Source organism: Pseudofulvibacter geojedonensis (assembly GCF_042675745.1).
Classification (GTDB): Bacteria; Bacteroidota; Bacteroidia; order Flavobacteriales; family Flavobacteriaceae; genus Pseudofulvibacter; species Pseudofulvibacter geojedonensis.
On the sequence record NZ_JBHTJM010000008.1, the window covers coordinates 343,780 to 359,319 of the forward strand.

15 protein-coding genes are annotated in these 15,540 nt (G+C 31.0%); 5 read left to right on the forward strand and 10 right to left on the reverse strand.

The annotated features are described in order from the left end of the window. The first annotated feature begins 59 nt into the window (after positions 1-59). Both ACFQ1O_RS08850 and ACFQ1O_RS08855 read left to right on the forward strand, forming a co-directional pair. Positions 60-680: an L-threonylcarbamoyladenylate synthase gene (locus tag ACFQ1O_RS08850; RefSeq protein WP_377715497.1), complete on the forward strand. Its 621-nt coding sequence runs from the start codon at positions 60-62 to the stop codon at positions 678-680. Between the two features lie 233 nt (positions 681-913). Continuing rightward, on the forward strand, positions 914-1,441 hold the full coding sequence (locus ACFQ1O_RS08855) for a hypothetical protein (protein ID WP_377715499.1): 528 nt from the start codon (positions 914-916) through the stop codon (positions 1,439-1,441). 86 nt (positions 1,442-1,527) lie between these two features. On the opposite strand, the gene ACFQ1O_RS08860 is transcribed toward ACFQ1O_RS08855, so the two are convergent. From ACFQ1O_RS08860 to ACFQ1O_RS08885, 6 genes are all read right to left on the reverse strand, one after another. Beyond that, a complete protein-coding gene (locus ACFQ1O_RS08860) occupies positions 1,528-2,382 on the reverse strand; it encodes an OmpA/MotB family protein (protein ID WP_377715501.1) in 855 nt (284 codons plus the stop codon). 90 nt (positions 2,383-2,472) lie between these two features. Beyond that, positions 2,473-2,724, reverse strand: a complete 252-nt coding sequence (locus tag ACFQ1O_RS08865) for a DUF2007 domain-containing protein (RefSeq protein WP_377715503.1) — start codon at positions 2,722-2,724, stop codon at positions 2,473-2,475. Positions 2,725-2,855: 131 nt separating this feature from the next. After that, positions 2,856-5,282, reverse strand: a complete 2,427-nt coding sequence (gene pheT, locus ACFQ1O_RS08870) for a phenylalanine--tRNA ligase subunit beta (RefSeq protein ID WP_377715505.1) — start codon at positions 5,280-5,282, stop codon at positions 2,856-2,858. A gap of 96 nt (positions 5,283-5,378) precedes the next feature. Continuing rightward, positions 5,379-5,531, reverse strand: coding sequence for an SsrA-binding protein (locus tag ACFQ1O_RS08875; protein WP_377715507.1), 153 nt, complete (start codon positions 5,529-5,531; stop codon positions 5,379-5,381). A gap of 75 nt (positions 5,532-5,606) precedes the next feature. Further along, complete coding sequence (locus tag ACFQ1O_RS08880; RefSeq protein WP_377715509.1) at positions 5,607-6,446, reverse strand: hypothetical protein; 840 nt, start codon at positions 6,444-6,446, stop codon at positions 5,607-5,609. 181 nt (positions 6,447-6,627) lie between these two features. Continuing rightward, positions 6,628-7,965, reverse strand: a complete 1,338-nt coding sequence (locus ACFQ1O_RS08885; RefSeq protein WP_377715511.1) for a hypothetical protein — start codon at positions 7,963-7,965, stop codon at positions 6,628-6,630. Between the two features lie 170 nt (positions 7,966-8,135). Here ACFQ1O_RS08885 and ACFQ1O_RS08890 point away from each other — a divergent pair, with 170 nt between their 5' ends. After that, positions 8,136-9,077 (forward strand): calcium/sodium antiporter, encoded by a 942-nt coding sequence (locus ACFQ1O_RS08890; RefSeq protein ID WP_377715513.1) that lies wholly within the window; start codon positions 8,136-8,138, stop codon positions 9,075-9,077. On the opposite strand, the gene ACFQ1O_RS08895 is transcribed toward ACFQ1O_RS08890, so the two are convergent. From ACFQ1O_RS08895 to ACFQ1O_RS08910, 4 genes are all read right to left on the reverse strand, one after another. Further along, the gene (locus tag ACFQ1O_RS08895; protein ID WP_377715515.1) at positions 9,055-9,606 is read right to left on the reverse strand and encodes a GNAT family N-acetyltransferase; all 552 of its coding nucleotides are present in this window, start codon (positions 9,604-9,606) and stop codon (positions 9,055-9,057) included. The genes ACFQ1O_RS08890 and ACFQ1O_RS08895 overlap by 23 nt on opposite strands. A gap of 85 nt (positions 9,607-9,691) precedes the next feature. Further along, a complete protein-coding gene (locus ACFQ1O_RS08900; RefSeq protein WP_377715517.1) occupies positions 9,692-10,015 on the reverse strand; it encodes a nuclear transport factor 2 family protein in 324 nt (107 codons plus the stop codon). Between the two features lie 64 nt (positions 10,016-10,079). Then, the gene (locus ACFQ1O_RS08905) at positions 10,080-10,568 is read right to left on the reverse strand and encodes a GNAT family N-acetyltransferase (protein ID WP_377715519.1); all 489 of its coding nucleotides are present in this window, start codon (positions 10,566-10,568) and stop codon (positions 10,080-10,082) included. Between the two features lie 83 nt (positions 10,569-10,651). Then, complete coding sequence (locus ACFQ1O_RS08910) at positions 10,652-11,677, reverse strand: glutamine synthetase beta-grasp domain-containing protein (protein WP_377715521.1); 1,026 nt, start codon at positions 11,675-11,677, stop codon at positions 10,652-10,654. A gap of 189 nt (positions 11,678-11,866) precedes the next feature. Between ACFQ1O_RS08910 and ACFQ1O_RS08915 the strand changes: the two genes are divergently transcribed. Next, on the forward strand, positions 11,867-14,053 hold the full coding sequence (locus ACFQ1O_RS08915) for a glutamine synthetase III family protein (RefSeq protein ID WP_377715523.1): 2,187 nt from the start codon (positions 11,867-11,869) through the stop codon (positions 14,051-14,053). Positions 14,054-14,363: 310 nt separating this feature from the next. After that, a complete protein-coding gene (locus ACFQ1O_RS08920; protein WP_377715524.1) occupies positions 14,364-15,539 on the forward strand; it encodes a hypothetical protein in 1,176 nt (391 codons plus the stop codon). Position 15,540: the final 1 nt, after the last annotated feature.

Genomic DNA, 15,540 nt, shown 5'->3' on the forward strand with positions numbered 1-15,540 from the left:
CGTAACTTAATATAGTCAATTATTTTTGTTAATGTTCAATCAAATAATAACATTTAAAGATGTCACAATTTATAAAAATATACAACGATAACCCTAACCCAAAAGAAATAGCCAAAGTGGTTAAAGTATTGCAAAATGGTGGTATTGTAATTTATCCTACAGATACGGTTTACGGTTTAGGTTGTGATATTACTAAAGTAAGAGGACTTGAACGAATAGCTAAAATAAAAGGGATTAAATTAGAAAAGGCTAACTTTTCTTTTGTTTGTAACGATTTAAGTCATTTAAGTGACTATGTACAACAAATAGATACTTCCGTTTTCAAAGTATTAAAAAGAGCTTTACCAGGTCCGTATACATTTATCCTTCCAGGAAATAATAACCTACCTAAGGTATTTAAAAAGAAAAAAACGGTTGGTATTCGTGTACCCGATAATAATATTGCAAGAGCTATTGTAGAAGAATTAGGAAACCCAATTGTGTCTACTTCTATACATGATGAAGATGATATTATAGAATATACCACTGATCCTGAATTGATATTCGAAAAATGGCAAAATTTGGTAGATATTGTTATAGATGGTGGTTACGGAGATAATACAGCATCTACAGTTATAGATTTTTCTCAAGGCGAAGCAGAAATAATTCGAGAAGGAAAAGGCAGTCTAGATGTTTTATAATTTACTTAACACAAACAAATCTTATTAATTTGTATTTTTGATACTACTCTAATAATTCTAATTAATCATTAGAATCGTTATTCTTTATTACTAGAAAGCCTCCCCAATTTCTTTTTATTGAGTTTACTTTTCACGGTTAAATGTTGACTAACTAATTTATTGAAAACTCTTTTTTCATATTAAATGGCCTGATAGATTTTGGCTATGATTCATCAATCTTAAAATTTTATATTATGAAAAAGTTAATGAGTTTAATCCTTTCTTTAGGATTTATTTTAGGAATTTATGCCCAACAAGAAACTTACGAAGAATTATTAGAAGCAGGAGGACTACCAGAAATTGTTTTAAAGAAAGCAGGAGAAGAATTTTCTGTTTATTTGCCAGATAAGCATCCAGATGCAAGGGTGGCAAGGTTAGAAGATAAATTTATAGCCTATAACTTAGATGATAAAATAGACGGAGAAAACTCATATTTTGTTATTCTAAAGACAGAAGGGGCGGTGTTAGCAGCTTCGTTTAGTGCTACTGGTGAGTTAATGTCTGTAGTTGAACGTTACAAACATGCCAAATTGCCAGAAAATATTAGAAAATCTTTGGCTAAAAAATTTCCTGGATGGTCTATGATAACAGACAAGTATTCTTATGCTCAAAAACAAGGTAGAATTACTAAAAAAGAATACAAAGTAATTATGAAAAAGGATAAGAAAATAAAAAGGGTTGTGGTAAATGAGCTAGGGGAAATAATTAGAGGGAAATTATAACTTGTTTTTAATTTGTAAACTTCACAAAAAACAAAAGAGCTTATAAACTATAAGCTCTTTTGTTTTTTGTATTGAATGACTTTTCTTTATTCTTCTTTAGCAAGATTTTTCATTTCTTTTTCAATCATATCATAAAACTGATCAATCTTAGGAAGAATTACAATTCTAGTCCTTCTGTTTTTTGCTCTATTTTCTGCAGTGTTATTTTCAACTAGTGGAACATAATGACTTCTACCTGCAGCAATTAACTGACTAGGGTTAACTTTAAGCTCTTGTAATACTCTAATAATAGCTGTAGAACGTTTAACACTTAAATCCCAATTGTCTAATAAAACTCCTTTTTTATAAGGTACATTATCAGTGTGGCCCTCAACCATACATTCAAAATCAGGTTTGCTATTTATAACTTTAGCTACCTTACCTAAAACAGTCTGTGCTTTAGAAGTTACATTATAGCTACCAGTTTTAAACAACATTTTATCTGCTATAGATATAAATACTACTCCCTTTTCAACATTTACATTAATGTCCGGATCACTAATACCAACTTCACGTTTTAAACTAGTTACTAAAGCTAAGGTAACACTATCTTTTTTAGATAAGGCATCTTGTAATCGAGATATTTTTAAATCTTTTTCTTTTAAAGATTCCAAAGATTTTTCTAAGTTTTGAGCTCCTTTAGTTGTTAAAACGGTTAGTTCTTTTGAGCTTTCTATTAAGCCTTCATTGGTTTTTCGCAACTCAGCTAAACGTTCTTCTAGAGAAGCTAAACGAGCAGTTGCTGAAGCTCTTTCCTCTAGACAAGAATTTAGCTTAACTGTAGCGGTATTTAATAAGTCTTTATTCTTTTTGTTTTCGGCTTCTAATGAACTAAATTTCTTTTTAGAAACACACGCACTCAGTAAAGTTATACTAAGTATAGATAAAATGATTTTATTCATTGTAAAGTTTTATTTTAAATACTAATACAAAAGTATGAGAAAGCGCAGAGCTCTTAAAGCGTTTAACAATTATTTAACCCATGAAATTACTTAAACCGCCTTTAGGTTGTAATCGGATAAATAATCGCTCACTATTTGATAAGCTATTTTATAGTCTCTCTTATCGACAAACAGTTGAACCTGGCTACTAGCTCCAAAACCTGCCATTATTCCAGAATTATAATGATTTTTAGTAATACCTTTTATTTGATGATCGAGTAAACGAGTTTCTATTGCTTGAACTTGAACTAGCGAACCAGTGAAAACCCTTTTTAAATTGTTTTGTAATGTAAATAACCCCATATTTTACTGTTTTAATTTCCTTTATTAAGTTAATAAAAAGTTTCTTTCCTTACAATTTGATTGGATTAATAGATAAAAAAAAACGCTGAAATGAAGTGACATTTCAGCGTTTTATAAAAAAGTAATGACTTTTATCTCAATTCTGCTCCTAGTTGTTTTTCAAAAGTAGTTTGCAGTTTATTCATTATTTTATCAATTTGCTTATCGGTAAGTGTTTTTTCTTCATCTTGAAGCATAAAACTAACAGCATAACTTTTCTTTCCTTTAGGTAAGTTTTTACCTTCATAAACATCAAACAAATTAATATCTTTTAAAAGTTTGCGTTCACTTTGTTTAGCTAAATTAAAAATTTCTTGAAAAGTGATTTTTTCATCTAACAATAATGCAAAATCTCTTCTTACGGCAGGATATTTAGGGATAGGAGAAAATTTTATTTTATTAAATTTTGCAACTTCTAAAATATTATCCCAGTTAAAATCAGCAAATAAAACTTCTTGACTAATTCCAAAGTTCTTTAGAATAGCTTTTTTAACAACACCGAACTCAACCAATTTTTGTTTTCCTAAGCTAAGAATTATGCCCTCTGATAAAACATCGGTTTTAATAGGAGAAGTTTTTATTTTATTTACACCTAATCTAGCTAAAATAGCAGTTACAATTCCCTTTAAATAAAAATAGTCTGATTTTTGATGCGTGCCTTTCCAGCTTTCTTGAGTTCTATTACCAGTAATTAATAAACTTAAGTGCTTGTTTTCGGAATAACCAGATTCATAATTATGATATGTCTTTCCAAATTCAAAAAACTTTAAATCACTTTGTTTTCTATTAATGTTATAAGCTACAGCTTCTAAACCAGAAAATAACAATGACTGACGCATGGTAGCTAAATCTTGGCTTAAAGGATTAAGCATAGTTACATTATGTTCTTCTAGTAACTGAGTGGTTAGTTCTAAATGTTTTGAACTAGTTAATGAATTGGCCATCATCTCATTAAAACCTTGACCAATTAATTGATTAGCTATAACGTTTTGTATTTTATGATCTTCAAACTTTGAAGAGTTACTCATGGTAGCGTTTAGCTTGTTAGAAAACTCTATATTATTGTAACCATAAACACGTAAGATTTCTTCTATAACATCTGCTTCTCTCTGAACATCGTTTCTATAAGCAGGAATTGTAAGTCCTAAACCAGCTTCTGTAACGTTGTTAACTTTTATATCTAAAGAGGTTAAGATACTTTTAATAGTTTCTCTAGGAATTTCTTGACCAATTAATTTGGTTGTGTTTTCGAAGGATAAGAATACCTGGAAATCTTCAATTTTATTAGGATACAAATCAATAATATCTGAAGTAATTTCTCCGCCTGCTAATTCTTGAATCAGTAGAGCAGCTCTTTTTAAAGCATATTCAGTAATATTAGGATCGATTCCTCTTTCGAATCTAAAAGAAGCATCTGTATTCATTCCATGTCTCTTAGCAGTTTTTCTAACAGATACAGGATTAAAGTATGCACTTTCTAGAAAAATAGAAGTAGTACTTTCGGTAACACCCGATTCAATACCACCAAACACACCAGCAATACACATTGGACCTTCAGCGTTACAGATCATTAAATCATCTTCGTGTAACTCTCTTTCTATTTCATCTAAAGTTGTAAACTTAGTACCAGTTGGTAATGTTTTTACTTCTATCTTATTTCCAACTATTTTATTGGCATCAAAAGCATGTAAGGGTTGCCCTAGTTCGTGCAATACATAATTTGTAACGTCTACAACGTTATTTTTAGGTGTTAAACCAATAGCTTTTAATCTGTTTTGTAACCATTCAGGTGATTCCATTACCATTAACCCACTAATTGTAACACCACAATATCTTGGAGCTAAATCTGAATTTTCAACCGAAACATCAATTTTTAAAGTTCTATTTTCTACATGAAAATCACTTACTGAAGGAGATATTAGTTCTACTTTTTCTCCGAGTTGTATTAAACCAGCGCGCAAATCTCTAGCAGTACCATAATGGCTCATAGCATCAGATCTATTTGGAGTCAATCCAATTTCAAAAACTTCATCGTTTTCAATTTCAAATACAGAAGCACAAGGAGTTCCTGGCTCTAAAGTATTATCAAGAACCATAATGCCATCATGACTATTTCCTAAACCTAATTCATCTTCGGCGCAAATCATTCCGTGTGATTCTTCTCCGCGAATCTTCCCTTTTTTAATTTTGAACTCTTTACCGTCAGCATCATACAGTAGTGTGCCAATAGTTGCTACAGGAACTTTTTGTCCGGCAGCTACATTAGGAGCTCCACAAACTATTTGCACAGGAGAGCCATTTCCTAAATCTACTTTAGTGACACTTAATTTATCGGCATTGGGGTGTTTTTCACATTCTAATACGTGACCAACAATAATACCTTCTAATCCTCCTTGTATAGATTGATAGGTTTTTATGCCTTCAACTTCTAAACCTAAATCGGTTAGTAATTCACCAGTTTTTTCAGCAGTCCAATCTAATTGTATAAACTGTTTTAACCAGTTATAAGAAATCTTCATGTATTCAAAATTTTGAAGTACAAATATAAGCATCCTGAACGGATTGCCACAATTTTAAGGAAAGGAAATAGGGAAGTTTTAACGAAATATTTCTCGTTAATCTAAAGCTCTTTTAGTAACATAAGTGCGCCAACCAATTATTGCTAACTGCAACTTAGAGGCTTTACTTAAATCTAATCTTCTCTTGCTAAAGCTAGGAAATATAGCCTTGTTTATTTTAGCGAGTATTTTAAAGAATGTTTTTTTCACTTCTTTAAGATTTTTGACAAAAATAAAAAACTCGTTCATTTTAGAACGAGTTTAAGAATTAATTAGTGCTTTTTATTATTTTTTAGTAGTAGCTATAATAGCTCCGTCTTTTGCTTTTTTACCATAAACACTCATAGCTGTTTCAGGTTTTAAAAAGTCTACTTTATTTAATTTGTTTGCTTTAGCTAATTCGTCAAGCCTTTTGAAGTCAGCTTTTTTTCCATCAATTACAATGTATTTTTCTATTTCAGGATCGTCTATGAAACGGAATTTTTGCGTAGTTTTCTTTTCAATCCAAACATTTTCATCAACATCACCGTTATCTTGATCAAAGTCGAAGTCAAAATCAAAATCGTTTAGTTTTAAAATCATACGTTTCCCGTTTTCATCTTCTTCAAAAACAAAAGCGTCTTTCATTTTTTTCTTGATCTCATCGAAATGGTATTTTTTTCCGTTAATAATCATTTCATCTTTTTCATCATCAAAAGAAAAATCAAAATGCTTAGAGAGAGAATGCTTACCATTGAAACTAAAATTATTAGAATTTTCTGAAGTGATATATAAGCTATCGTTTTTAGCTCCTAAAGTAATAGCATTAATTGGTTCTGAACTTGAAATAGAAGTGGAAGATGCATTTCCTTTATTGTCTTCTAACTCAATTTTAATTCCAGTTATTTCACCTTGTTTATTGCGTTTTATTTTACTGAAAGAGGCTTCAATATCATGCTTTTTTAAGGTATTGGTAATTTCTTTAAACTCACTATCTCTAGTGTCTTTGTCTATTGTGATTTTAATTTCACGATCTTTAGTAATTTTGAAAAGAGTTGGGGTAGAAGTAGTGGCAAAATTTTGTATTGGTGTAAATACAAAAGCTGCTAAACTACAAACAACTATTCCTTTTTTGATGATTGACATATACATAGTTTTTTAGTTAATTAATTGATTAGTATAAAAATAGCTTAAAAAAAATTGTGTTATGTTAAAAAAAACTAGTTTTAGAAAAGTTTAACAGTTGTTGTAATACTTTATATTTAAATATTAAAGCTAACAGAAAGGCTAGACTTTGCTAACCTTTCTAATTTAGAGATTGATATTTTTAGTTGCCATTATTTTTATTCAACATAGTCTTAGCCATATCTGCTCCAATTAACGATTGTAATAAGTCATTACCTTTCCCAGATTCTTCACCATTTTGTATATAAATATCGGGTAAGTTTAAGTCTTTTAATTGTTTAGCAACATGAACAGAAGTCTTATATTGCCATTCTGCTCTTTCCTGTGGAGTTAGACCAGCACTTACCAATTTTGCATTTTCGTAATATTGAGCATCTGCAGCTACTTTTTTACTTTTTGCTTTAAATAATTCAACTTCATATTGTTTCTTTTCTTTTACTAAATTAAACTCAGCAACTTTAGCTTCCGTCTCAGCTGTGATTGTTTTCTGAATTTGCTCTTTCTCTAATTTTGCTCTTTCTTGAGCTTTGTTAGCTTCTCCTTTAGCTTTTTCTTTCTGTGCACGATAAAATTCACGTTCAGCTTGTTGTTTCTCAAGTTGTGTTTGGGCAACTTCTTCTTTTTGAAGTTGTAATCTTTTGTCAAAAGTGTTTTCCCAATCAATTTCATTTACTACAGCCTGAACAACAGTTAGTCCGTATGATTTTAATGAATTGCCACTAACCCTTACTGGTTCTCCATTTTGCATTTTTATTCTATACCTTTTTTGCTTTGATTCTTTATTGACAATTTTTCTGATAACAGTAGTATCTCCAATAATATCTGGTGTTTCATTATGAGTAAACTCTTCTAAAACATACATGCCGTTTTCTAATTGATCTTGAAAATATCTATCAAAGTCAGCAGCTTGTCCAGATATGTAATCTTGTGCAGCCATTAATTTACTAGTGTTTTTTATAGCTTGATCGATATTGGGTATGATTCTAGAAAAAACTAAATTCTTTTCTGTTTTATTTCTATCAGCTACAGATAAAAATTGGTCATCATCATTTGTGTTAATGCTAATTACTACAGATGTGGCAATTTTACCTTTTACTGCATCATTAAATTCCCAATGTTTAGAAGGCTTTACATAAGTATATTTGCTTTGCTCTCCTAATGCACCTTTTTCATTAGGTATTACATATTTTATAGGTAATTCAAATTGAATTGGTATTAATCGCCCCCACATTTTAACATTTAGTCCTTGTCTAAAAACTGCTTTTTGTCCTCCCCATGGATATTGAACAGCATAGGCAGTACCTGGTTCAGCATAAAAGAACATTCCTGATATAATGCTTAGTAAGAAACCAGAAGCTATTAAGACCCCTGAAGCTTTGTTGCTAATTATGTTAGCATATTTGTTTTCTTTAAATATAATTTTAGCTACAATAGCTATAACTCCTATTATTATTGATAAAATCCCGATAAATGTTAGCATAGTTTTAAGTTTTTAGAGTTAAACAATTAATTATTATAGCGCTTTAATGTTTTTCTAAATTACAAAAAAATATTAATTATGCAAATAATATTAGCAAAATATATTTTTAGCTATTTTTTTTAGCTGTAAATATGTCATTTATATGTATCTTCGCTAAAATTTTAGATTTAATGGAAAGTGTTTTATACCTCTTAGGTGGTTTAGTATTATTAGTTATAGGTGGAGATTATTTAGTGAAATCTTCTGTTGGCTTATCATTTAAACTAAACATTTCTAAAATGGTTATTGGTATGACGGTGGTTTCTTTTGCTACTTCTGCACCAGAATTATTAGTAAGTATGCAAGCTGCATTTGATGGTTCTCCAGCAATAGCTATTAACAATGTTGTTGGGTCTAATATTGCTAATATAGCTTTGGTATTAGGGGTTACTGCTTTGATAGGACCAATAGCAGTTGATAAATCTTTCTATAAATTAAATTGGCCAGTAATGGTAGCTTTTTCTTTGTTACTATATTATTTTTTGTGGAATGACAATCAGTTAGATAGAATAGAAGGTGGAGGATTGTTTTTAGGATTGATTATATTTTTAATAGTATTATTGAAAAATAGTAAAGAAGAAGACGCTTCTGATGAAGTAGATGATCAATTAGCAACAGTTGGTTATGGCAAGATATTTTTATGGCTAGCTATTGGTGGGTTGGCTCTATTCTTTGGTTCTGAATGGTTGGTAAATGGAGCTGTAGATTTAGCAAAACAAATTGGAGTAAGTAAAGCTGTTATTTCTGTAACTATGATAGCAATAGGTACAAGTATTCCAGAATTAGCTGCTTCTGTTATAGCGGCATTAAAAGGAGAAAAAGCGATATCTATAGGTAATTTAATTGGCTCTAATATTTTTAATATAGCATCTGTTTTAGGTCTAACCAGTTTGGTGAAAACAATTCCTGTAACTGCTCCTCAGATTTTAAGTAATGATATTTTCTGGATGTTAGCCATTGCTATTGTTTTATTACCACTTATTTTATTACCTAAAAAGTTTGTGGTAACTCGTTTTAAAGGTTTTTTATTGTTGGCAGCTTATATGGTATTTATTTATTTGGCTTTTGTTTAGGATTTATTATTTCAAAGATAATATTTGAAGAGTTGTCTTCATCATATTTATTTTCAACTAAATTAAATCCATTTCGTTCCAGAAGCATTTTAGAACTTTCATTTTTTAAATGAGTATAAGCTTCTATTTTTTGAAATTTAAGTTCTTCAAAACTAAATTGAATTACTGATTTTAGTGCTTCACTCATAATACCTTTTCTGTGATAGTCTGGGTGTAAATCATATCCAACTTCTACAACGGTATTATTGTTAGAGAAATTCCATAGGCAAATTGTACCAATAATATTGGGGTTATTTTTTAAAGTAATTCCCCAAGTTATAGATTGGTTATTTTCTGTTAGTGTGTTTAGTTTGTTGATATGAGCTAAAGCTTTATCTAAAGTATTGATTTGTCTTTCTGGTGGTCTTTGGATAAATTGGTTAACTATTTTATCCGATCTTAAAAACAAAATAGATTCAGCATCTATTTCATTAATTTTTCTTAATAAAAGCCTATTAGTAGATATCTTTGGAAAAGGAGTTATATTCATTTATTGTTACTTTTACTGAATAAAATATACTTTCTTGATTTTGTTTTTTTCTATGTGATATATGGCAATGGCATTAATAGTTTTATTACCCAAATTGCACATATTCCTTATCAATAACAATATTTCCTTGAATCATTCTAGATTTTACCTCGCAATGTAAATTGGTTACTTCATTAAAAATTTGAGCATAACCTTTCCTCATGGCTTCTTTCCCTTTAAATAATAATTTATCAGGAAAATTATAAGCTTCAACGTCTTCTGCATATGGAATTAAAAAAGCTTCAATATCTCTAGCGTTATAAGCCTCTAATTGTTGTTGGGCTAATTTCTCAGGAGTTTTATTGGTTTCTTGTGAGTAACTAAAGTTTGCTAATAAAATGAATAATAGGACAATAGTTTTTTGTATCATGGTTGGTTGTTTAGTTAAGTAAATCTAAGTAAAAAACTATTGTTTTTTGATATAGGTGAACTATTTATTCATTTAATAACAATTGCCAATAGCCTACATCTGCCCACTTATTAAATTTGGTTCCTATTTGCTTAAATTGAGCTACTTTTTCAAAACCAAATTTTTCGTGCAATCGTACACAGGGTGGGTTAGGTAGTGTGATGCCTCCAATAATACTATTGAATCCTTTTTCTTTTAATTGCTTAATAAGTTCTTTGTATAATAAAGAGCCTATCCCTTTCTCAGTATTATTATGTTGTAAATAAATAGAAATCTCAGCAGTAAAACGATAACCCGATCGTGGTTTCCAGGGGCTTGCGTAAGCATAACCAATTACAGATGAGTTTAGTTCATATACTAACCACGGAAATCTGTCTGAACTAGTGCTTATTTTTTCTTTAAAGAAATCTGTAGTAACTGGATTTTCTTCAAAAGTTGGCATCTCATTTTCTACATAATAATTGTAAATATTGGTGATGACTTTTACGTCGTTAAGTGTTGCTTTTCGTATCATATTTACTTTAATAAAAAAACCACTAAGAATAAGATCTCAGTGGTTTTTTTAGTTGTTGTGTGTTGTTGTTTGTATTGAGAAGCTTATTTAAACTTTTCTGAAACTGGTTTAACAGTTTTTATAATTCTTGCAGCAATCTTATAAGGATCTCCGTTAGATGCTGGTCTTCTATCTTCTAACCAACCTTTCCATCCTTTTTCTACAGTAATAATAGGTATACGAATTGAAGCACCTCTATCTGAAACTCCGTAACTAAAATCGTTAATAGAAGCAGTTTCGTGTAATCCAGTTAAACGTTGATCATTATATGCCCCGTAAACAGCAATATGTTCCTTAGCTACTGGTCTAAACGCTTCACAAATTTCTTCATAAACAGCCTGAGAACCACATGTTCTTAATACTTCGTTAGAGAAGTTAGCGTGCATACCAGAACCGTTCCAATCTCCTTTTACAGGTTTTGGGTGGTATTCTATATAGTAGCCGTATTTTTCGGTTAAACGATCTAGTAAGTAACGAGCAATCCAAATTTCATCTCCAGCTTTTTTAGCTCCTTTAGCAAATAATTGAAACTCCCACTGCCCAGAAGCAACTTCTTGGTTAATTCCTTCAAAGTTTAAACCAGCTTCAATGCATAAGTCAGCATGCTCTTCAACAAAATCTCTACCATGCGTATTTCTTCCTCCTACAGAACAGTAATACATTCCTTGAGGACCAGGATAACCACCAACAGGGAAACCTAAAGGTAATTGTGTGGTTTTATCCATAATAAAATATTCTTGCTCAAAACCAAACCAGAAGTCATTATCATTATCGTCTATAGTAGCCCTTCCGTTAGATTCATGAGGAGTACCATCAGCATTCATAACTTCAGTCATAACTAAATAACCGTTAATCCTCATTGGGTCTGGGTAAATAGCAACAGGTACTAACAAACAATCAGACGCTCCACCAGAAGCTTGTTGTGTAGAAGACCCATCAAAAGACCAGTTTCCTAATTCTTCTAAAGTTCCTTGAAAATTTTCATGTTCCTCAACTTTAGTTTTACTTCTTAAATTTTGAGTCGGTTTGTATCCGTCTAACCAGATATACTCTAATTTAATTTTAGCCATAATACTTAAAATTATTAGTGTTGTTGTTTTTAACGATGCAAATATATGTTTAATCTTTTAATAATATGTTTTTTATAGGGGTAATTTTGGGTTTTAACGATTTAGTAACATAAATACCCCTGTTTTTTTAGGGGTGTGTTTTAAATATTGTGTACTTTTATAAAAACTAATCGCTAATTAATATACTTTATGTCTACATTAAGATTTCACGCTTTACGAGAAACCCTAAACAGAAAACCAGTAATAATAGAAGAAAAAGTTAGAAGGTCTGAGTTGTTTGGCCAGCATGTCTTTAATGAAAATACAATGAGGCAGTATCTTACTAAAGAAGCTTATAATAGTGTTATGGATGCCATTGATAATGGCTCTAAAATAAATAGGAGTATAGCTAATCAAATTTCTGCATCTATGAAAGATTGGGCTATTTCTAAAGGAGCTACTCATTATACACACTGGTTTCAACCTTTAACAGGGGCTACAGCAGAAAAGCACGATGCTTTTTTTGAAACTATTGGAGGGGGAAATGCAATAGAAAAATTTGGTGGAGGAGAATTAGTGCAGCAAGAACCAGATGCATCTTCTTTTCCTAATGGAGGAATAAGAAATACATTTGAAGCGAGAGGGTATACTGCTTGGGATCCAACATCTCCAGCTTTCATTTTAGGAACTACACTTTGTATACCAACAGTTTTTGTAGCTTACACTGGTGAAGCGTTGGATTACAAAACACCATTATTACGAGCATTGCAATCTGTAGATCAAGCGGCAACCGCTGTAGCAAAATATTTTGACAAAAATGTTACAAAAGTAAATGCAACTTTAGGATGGGAGCAAGAATACTTTTTAATAGATTCAGCTTTAGCTAAGTCTAGACCAGATATTATTCAAGCAGGCAGAACTTTATTAGGTCATGCTGCAGCTAAAGGTCAGCAGCTAGATGATCATTACTTTGGTTCTATACCTAGTAGAGTAATTAGCTATATGCGTGATTTAGAAACTCAATGTATGTTATTAGGTATTCCTGTTAAAACACGTCATAACGAAGTAGCACCTAATCAGTTTGAATTAGCTCCTATTTTTGAAGAAGCAAATTTAGCGGTAGATCATAATTCATTATTAATGGATGTGATGGAAAGGGTTGCTGACCGACATAATTTTAAAGTATTATTACATGAAAAACCGTTTGCAGGTGTTAATGGTTCGGGTAAGCACAATAACTGGTCGTTGAGTACTAACACAGGAGTGAATCTATTGAGTCCAGGTAAAACACCAATGCGTAATTTAGAGTTCTTGACGTTTTTTATCAATACTATTAAAGCAGTTAATGATAATGAAGAGTTGTTAAGAGCCGCAATAGCAAGCGCAAGTAATGACCATAGATTAGGAGCTAATGAGGCACCACCAGCTATTGTATCGGTTTTTATTGGCTCTCAGTTAACAGAAGTTTTAGATGCCTTAGAAAATGTTACCAAAGGAAAAATATCGCCAAAAGAAATGACCGACTTAAAATTAAACGTTGTTGGTAAAATACCTGAAATACTTTTAGATAATACAGATAGAAATAGAACATCTCCATTTGCTTTTACGGGAAATAAATTTGAGTTTAGAGCAGTAGGATCTACAGCAAACTGTGCTAATCCTATGACGGTTTTAAATGCTATAATGGCAAAACAGCTTCAAGAGTTTAAAATAGAAGTGGATCAATTAATAAAAGAAAAAGGAATGAAAAAAGATGATGCCATTTTCAATGTACTTCGAGAGTATATCAAGGCATCTAAAAATATTCGATTCGAAGGGAATGGTTATGGAGAAGAATGGGAAAAAGAAGCAAAAAAGAGAGGTTTAAGCAATAATAAAACCACACCTGAAGCTTTAAAGGCCAAAGTTTCTAAAAAGGCTATTGATTTGTATGAGTCACTTGGTATTATGAATAAGGTAGAAGTAGAGGCAAGGCATGAGATTGAGATAGAAGAATATACAATGCGAATTCAGATAGAGTCAAGAACACTTGGAGACATAGCAAGAAACCATATTGTACCAACAGCGATTAAGTATCAAAATATTTTAATTGAAAATGTAAGAGGCTTGAAAGAAATTTATGGTAACAACTTCCAAAAAGTAGCCAAAGAACAGTTAATTATAATTGAAAGTATATCTTCTCACATAGAAAAAATCAACAAAGGTGTTTCTGATATGATTGAAGCAAGAAAAAAGGCTAATAAATTAAATAGTATAGAAAAGAAAGCTTTTAGTTATTGTGATAAAGTAAAACCATACTTTGAAGATATTAGATATCACTGTGATAAGCTAGAACTGTTGGTAGATGACGAGCTTTGGCCCTTAACTAAATATAGAGAATTATTGTTTACTAGATAGATTATAAATTCAATAAAATAATTAACCCTTCTTTTTAACTAAAGAAGGGTTAATTATTATGAGAGATCACTTTATTAACTTTTAACATACAAAAAAAAAACAAAACATAAAACTTTGATTATTAGATATTTGATATTACATTTGATATGTGATTGAATTTAAACCTACAGCTAATTTCACAATTTCATAATTTAAACTCTTTTCAAGAGTAATTCCCCCAATTAAATATATCCCCCAGAAAAAGTTTATTACATATTTATGTTTTAAACATTTTGGCATGTATTTAATAACCAATAAATATTTTTAAATTATGAAAAAAGCAATTTTAACCTTAGTGTTTTCAGCAGTTTTTGCTGTATTTGGTTTTTCGCAATCTCATCAGAATGATAATGATTGTCCAGATGGGGATTGTGAAACAATAGACCAAAGAGATGGAGTATGTTCACCATATATTGGCCCAATTTATCCAAGTTGTCCTGGTAGTATGCGTACCGCTTTGCAGCATGGTGCTAGTTATTCAGATGTAATGCAGGAAGGATTAAGAAATGACGCCAATGTAAGTCAAGAAGATCGAAATATAGCATTTGTAAGACAATATGGAGATGATGGTAGTGCAATTATAGCACAAAAAGATGGTGGAGATATACCTAACTTAGCTATAATTAGACAATTATGGGGGAAAGGGAATAGTGCAACAGTTACTCAAACTGGAGAAGGACAAAGAGCAGATGTTACTCAAACAGGTTTTTATAACTCTGCAAGAGTTTTACAGGCAGAGTATATGAATACAGCTGATGTAGATCAAAGAGGTAGACATAATGATGCAGATGTTGATCAAGAAGGATGTCATAATGAAGCTAGAACCAGTCAGAGAGGATTGTGTAATATTTCTCAACAAAATCAAACTAATATTTTGAATGATGAGTGTATAAAGCAAGTAGGTGAATATAATGATGCTATTCAAACTCAGCTAGGTGGTAAGTTAAATCAAGCTAGTATTCGTCAAGGTAGTTTAGCATATTGGTCTTACGGAGGTGTTGCTCGTCAATTTCAAGATGGTAATAGAAATAAAGCTTTTATAGATCAAGAAGAATATTTTAATACGGCTAAGCAATCTCAAGTAGGTAACAGAAACTATGCAGAAGCAAGACAAAATTTATTGTCTTTTGGTGGAGGTAATGTAATAGAACAAACTCAAACAGGAAACCGTAACGAAGCATTAGCTACGCAAGAAGGAGCTTTCTTTATTCTAGGAATTGATAATACAATTTATCAAACGCAAACTGGAAGAAGAAACATGACTATAGCTCACCAAAATGGAGCTGCAAACTTAGCAGATATTTCTCAAGATGGAGTAAGAAATTATTCATTGTCTGAACAATTAGGTCTATTTAATGAATTAACAGTTCAGCAGATAGGTAACTTTGAGGCTAGTTATTTAAGCCAAGCAGGTGTAGGAAATACTGCATTTGTTTCACAAAAATAAT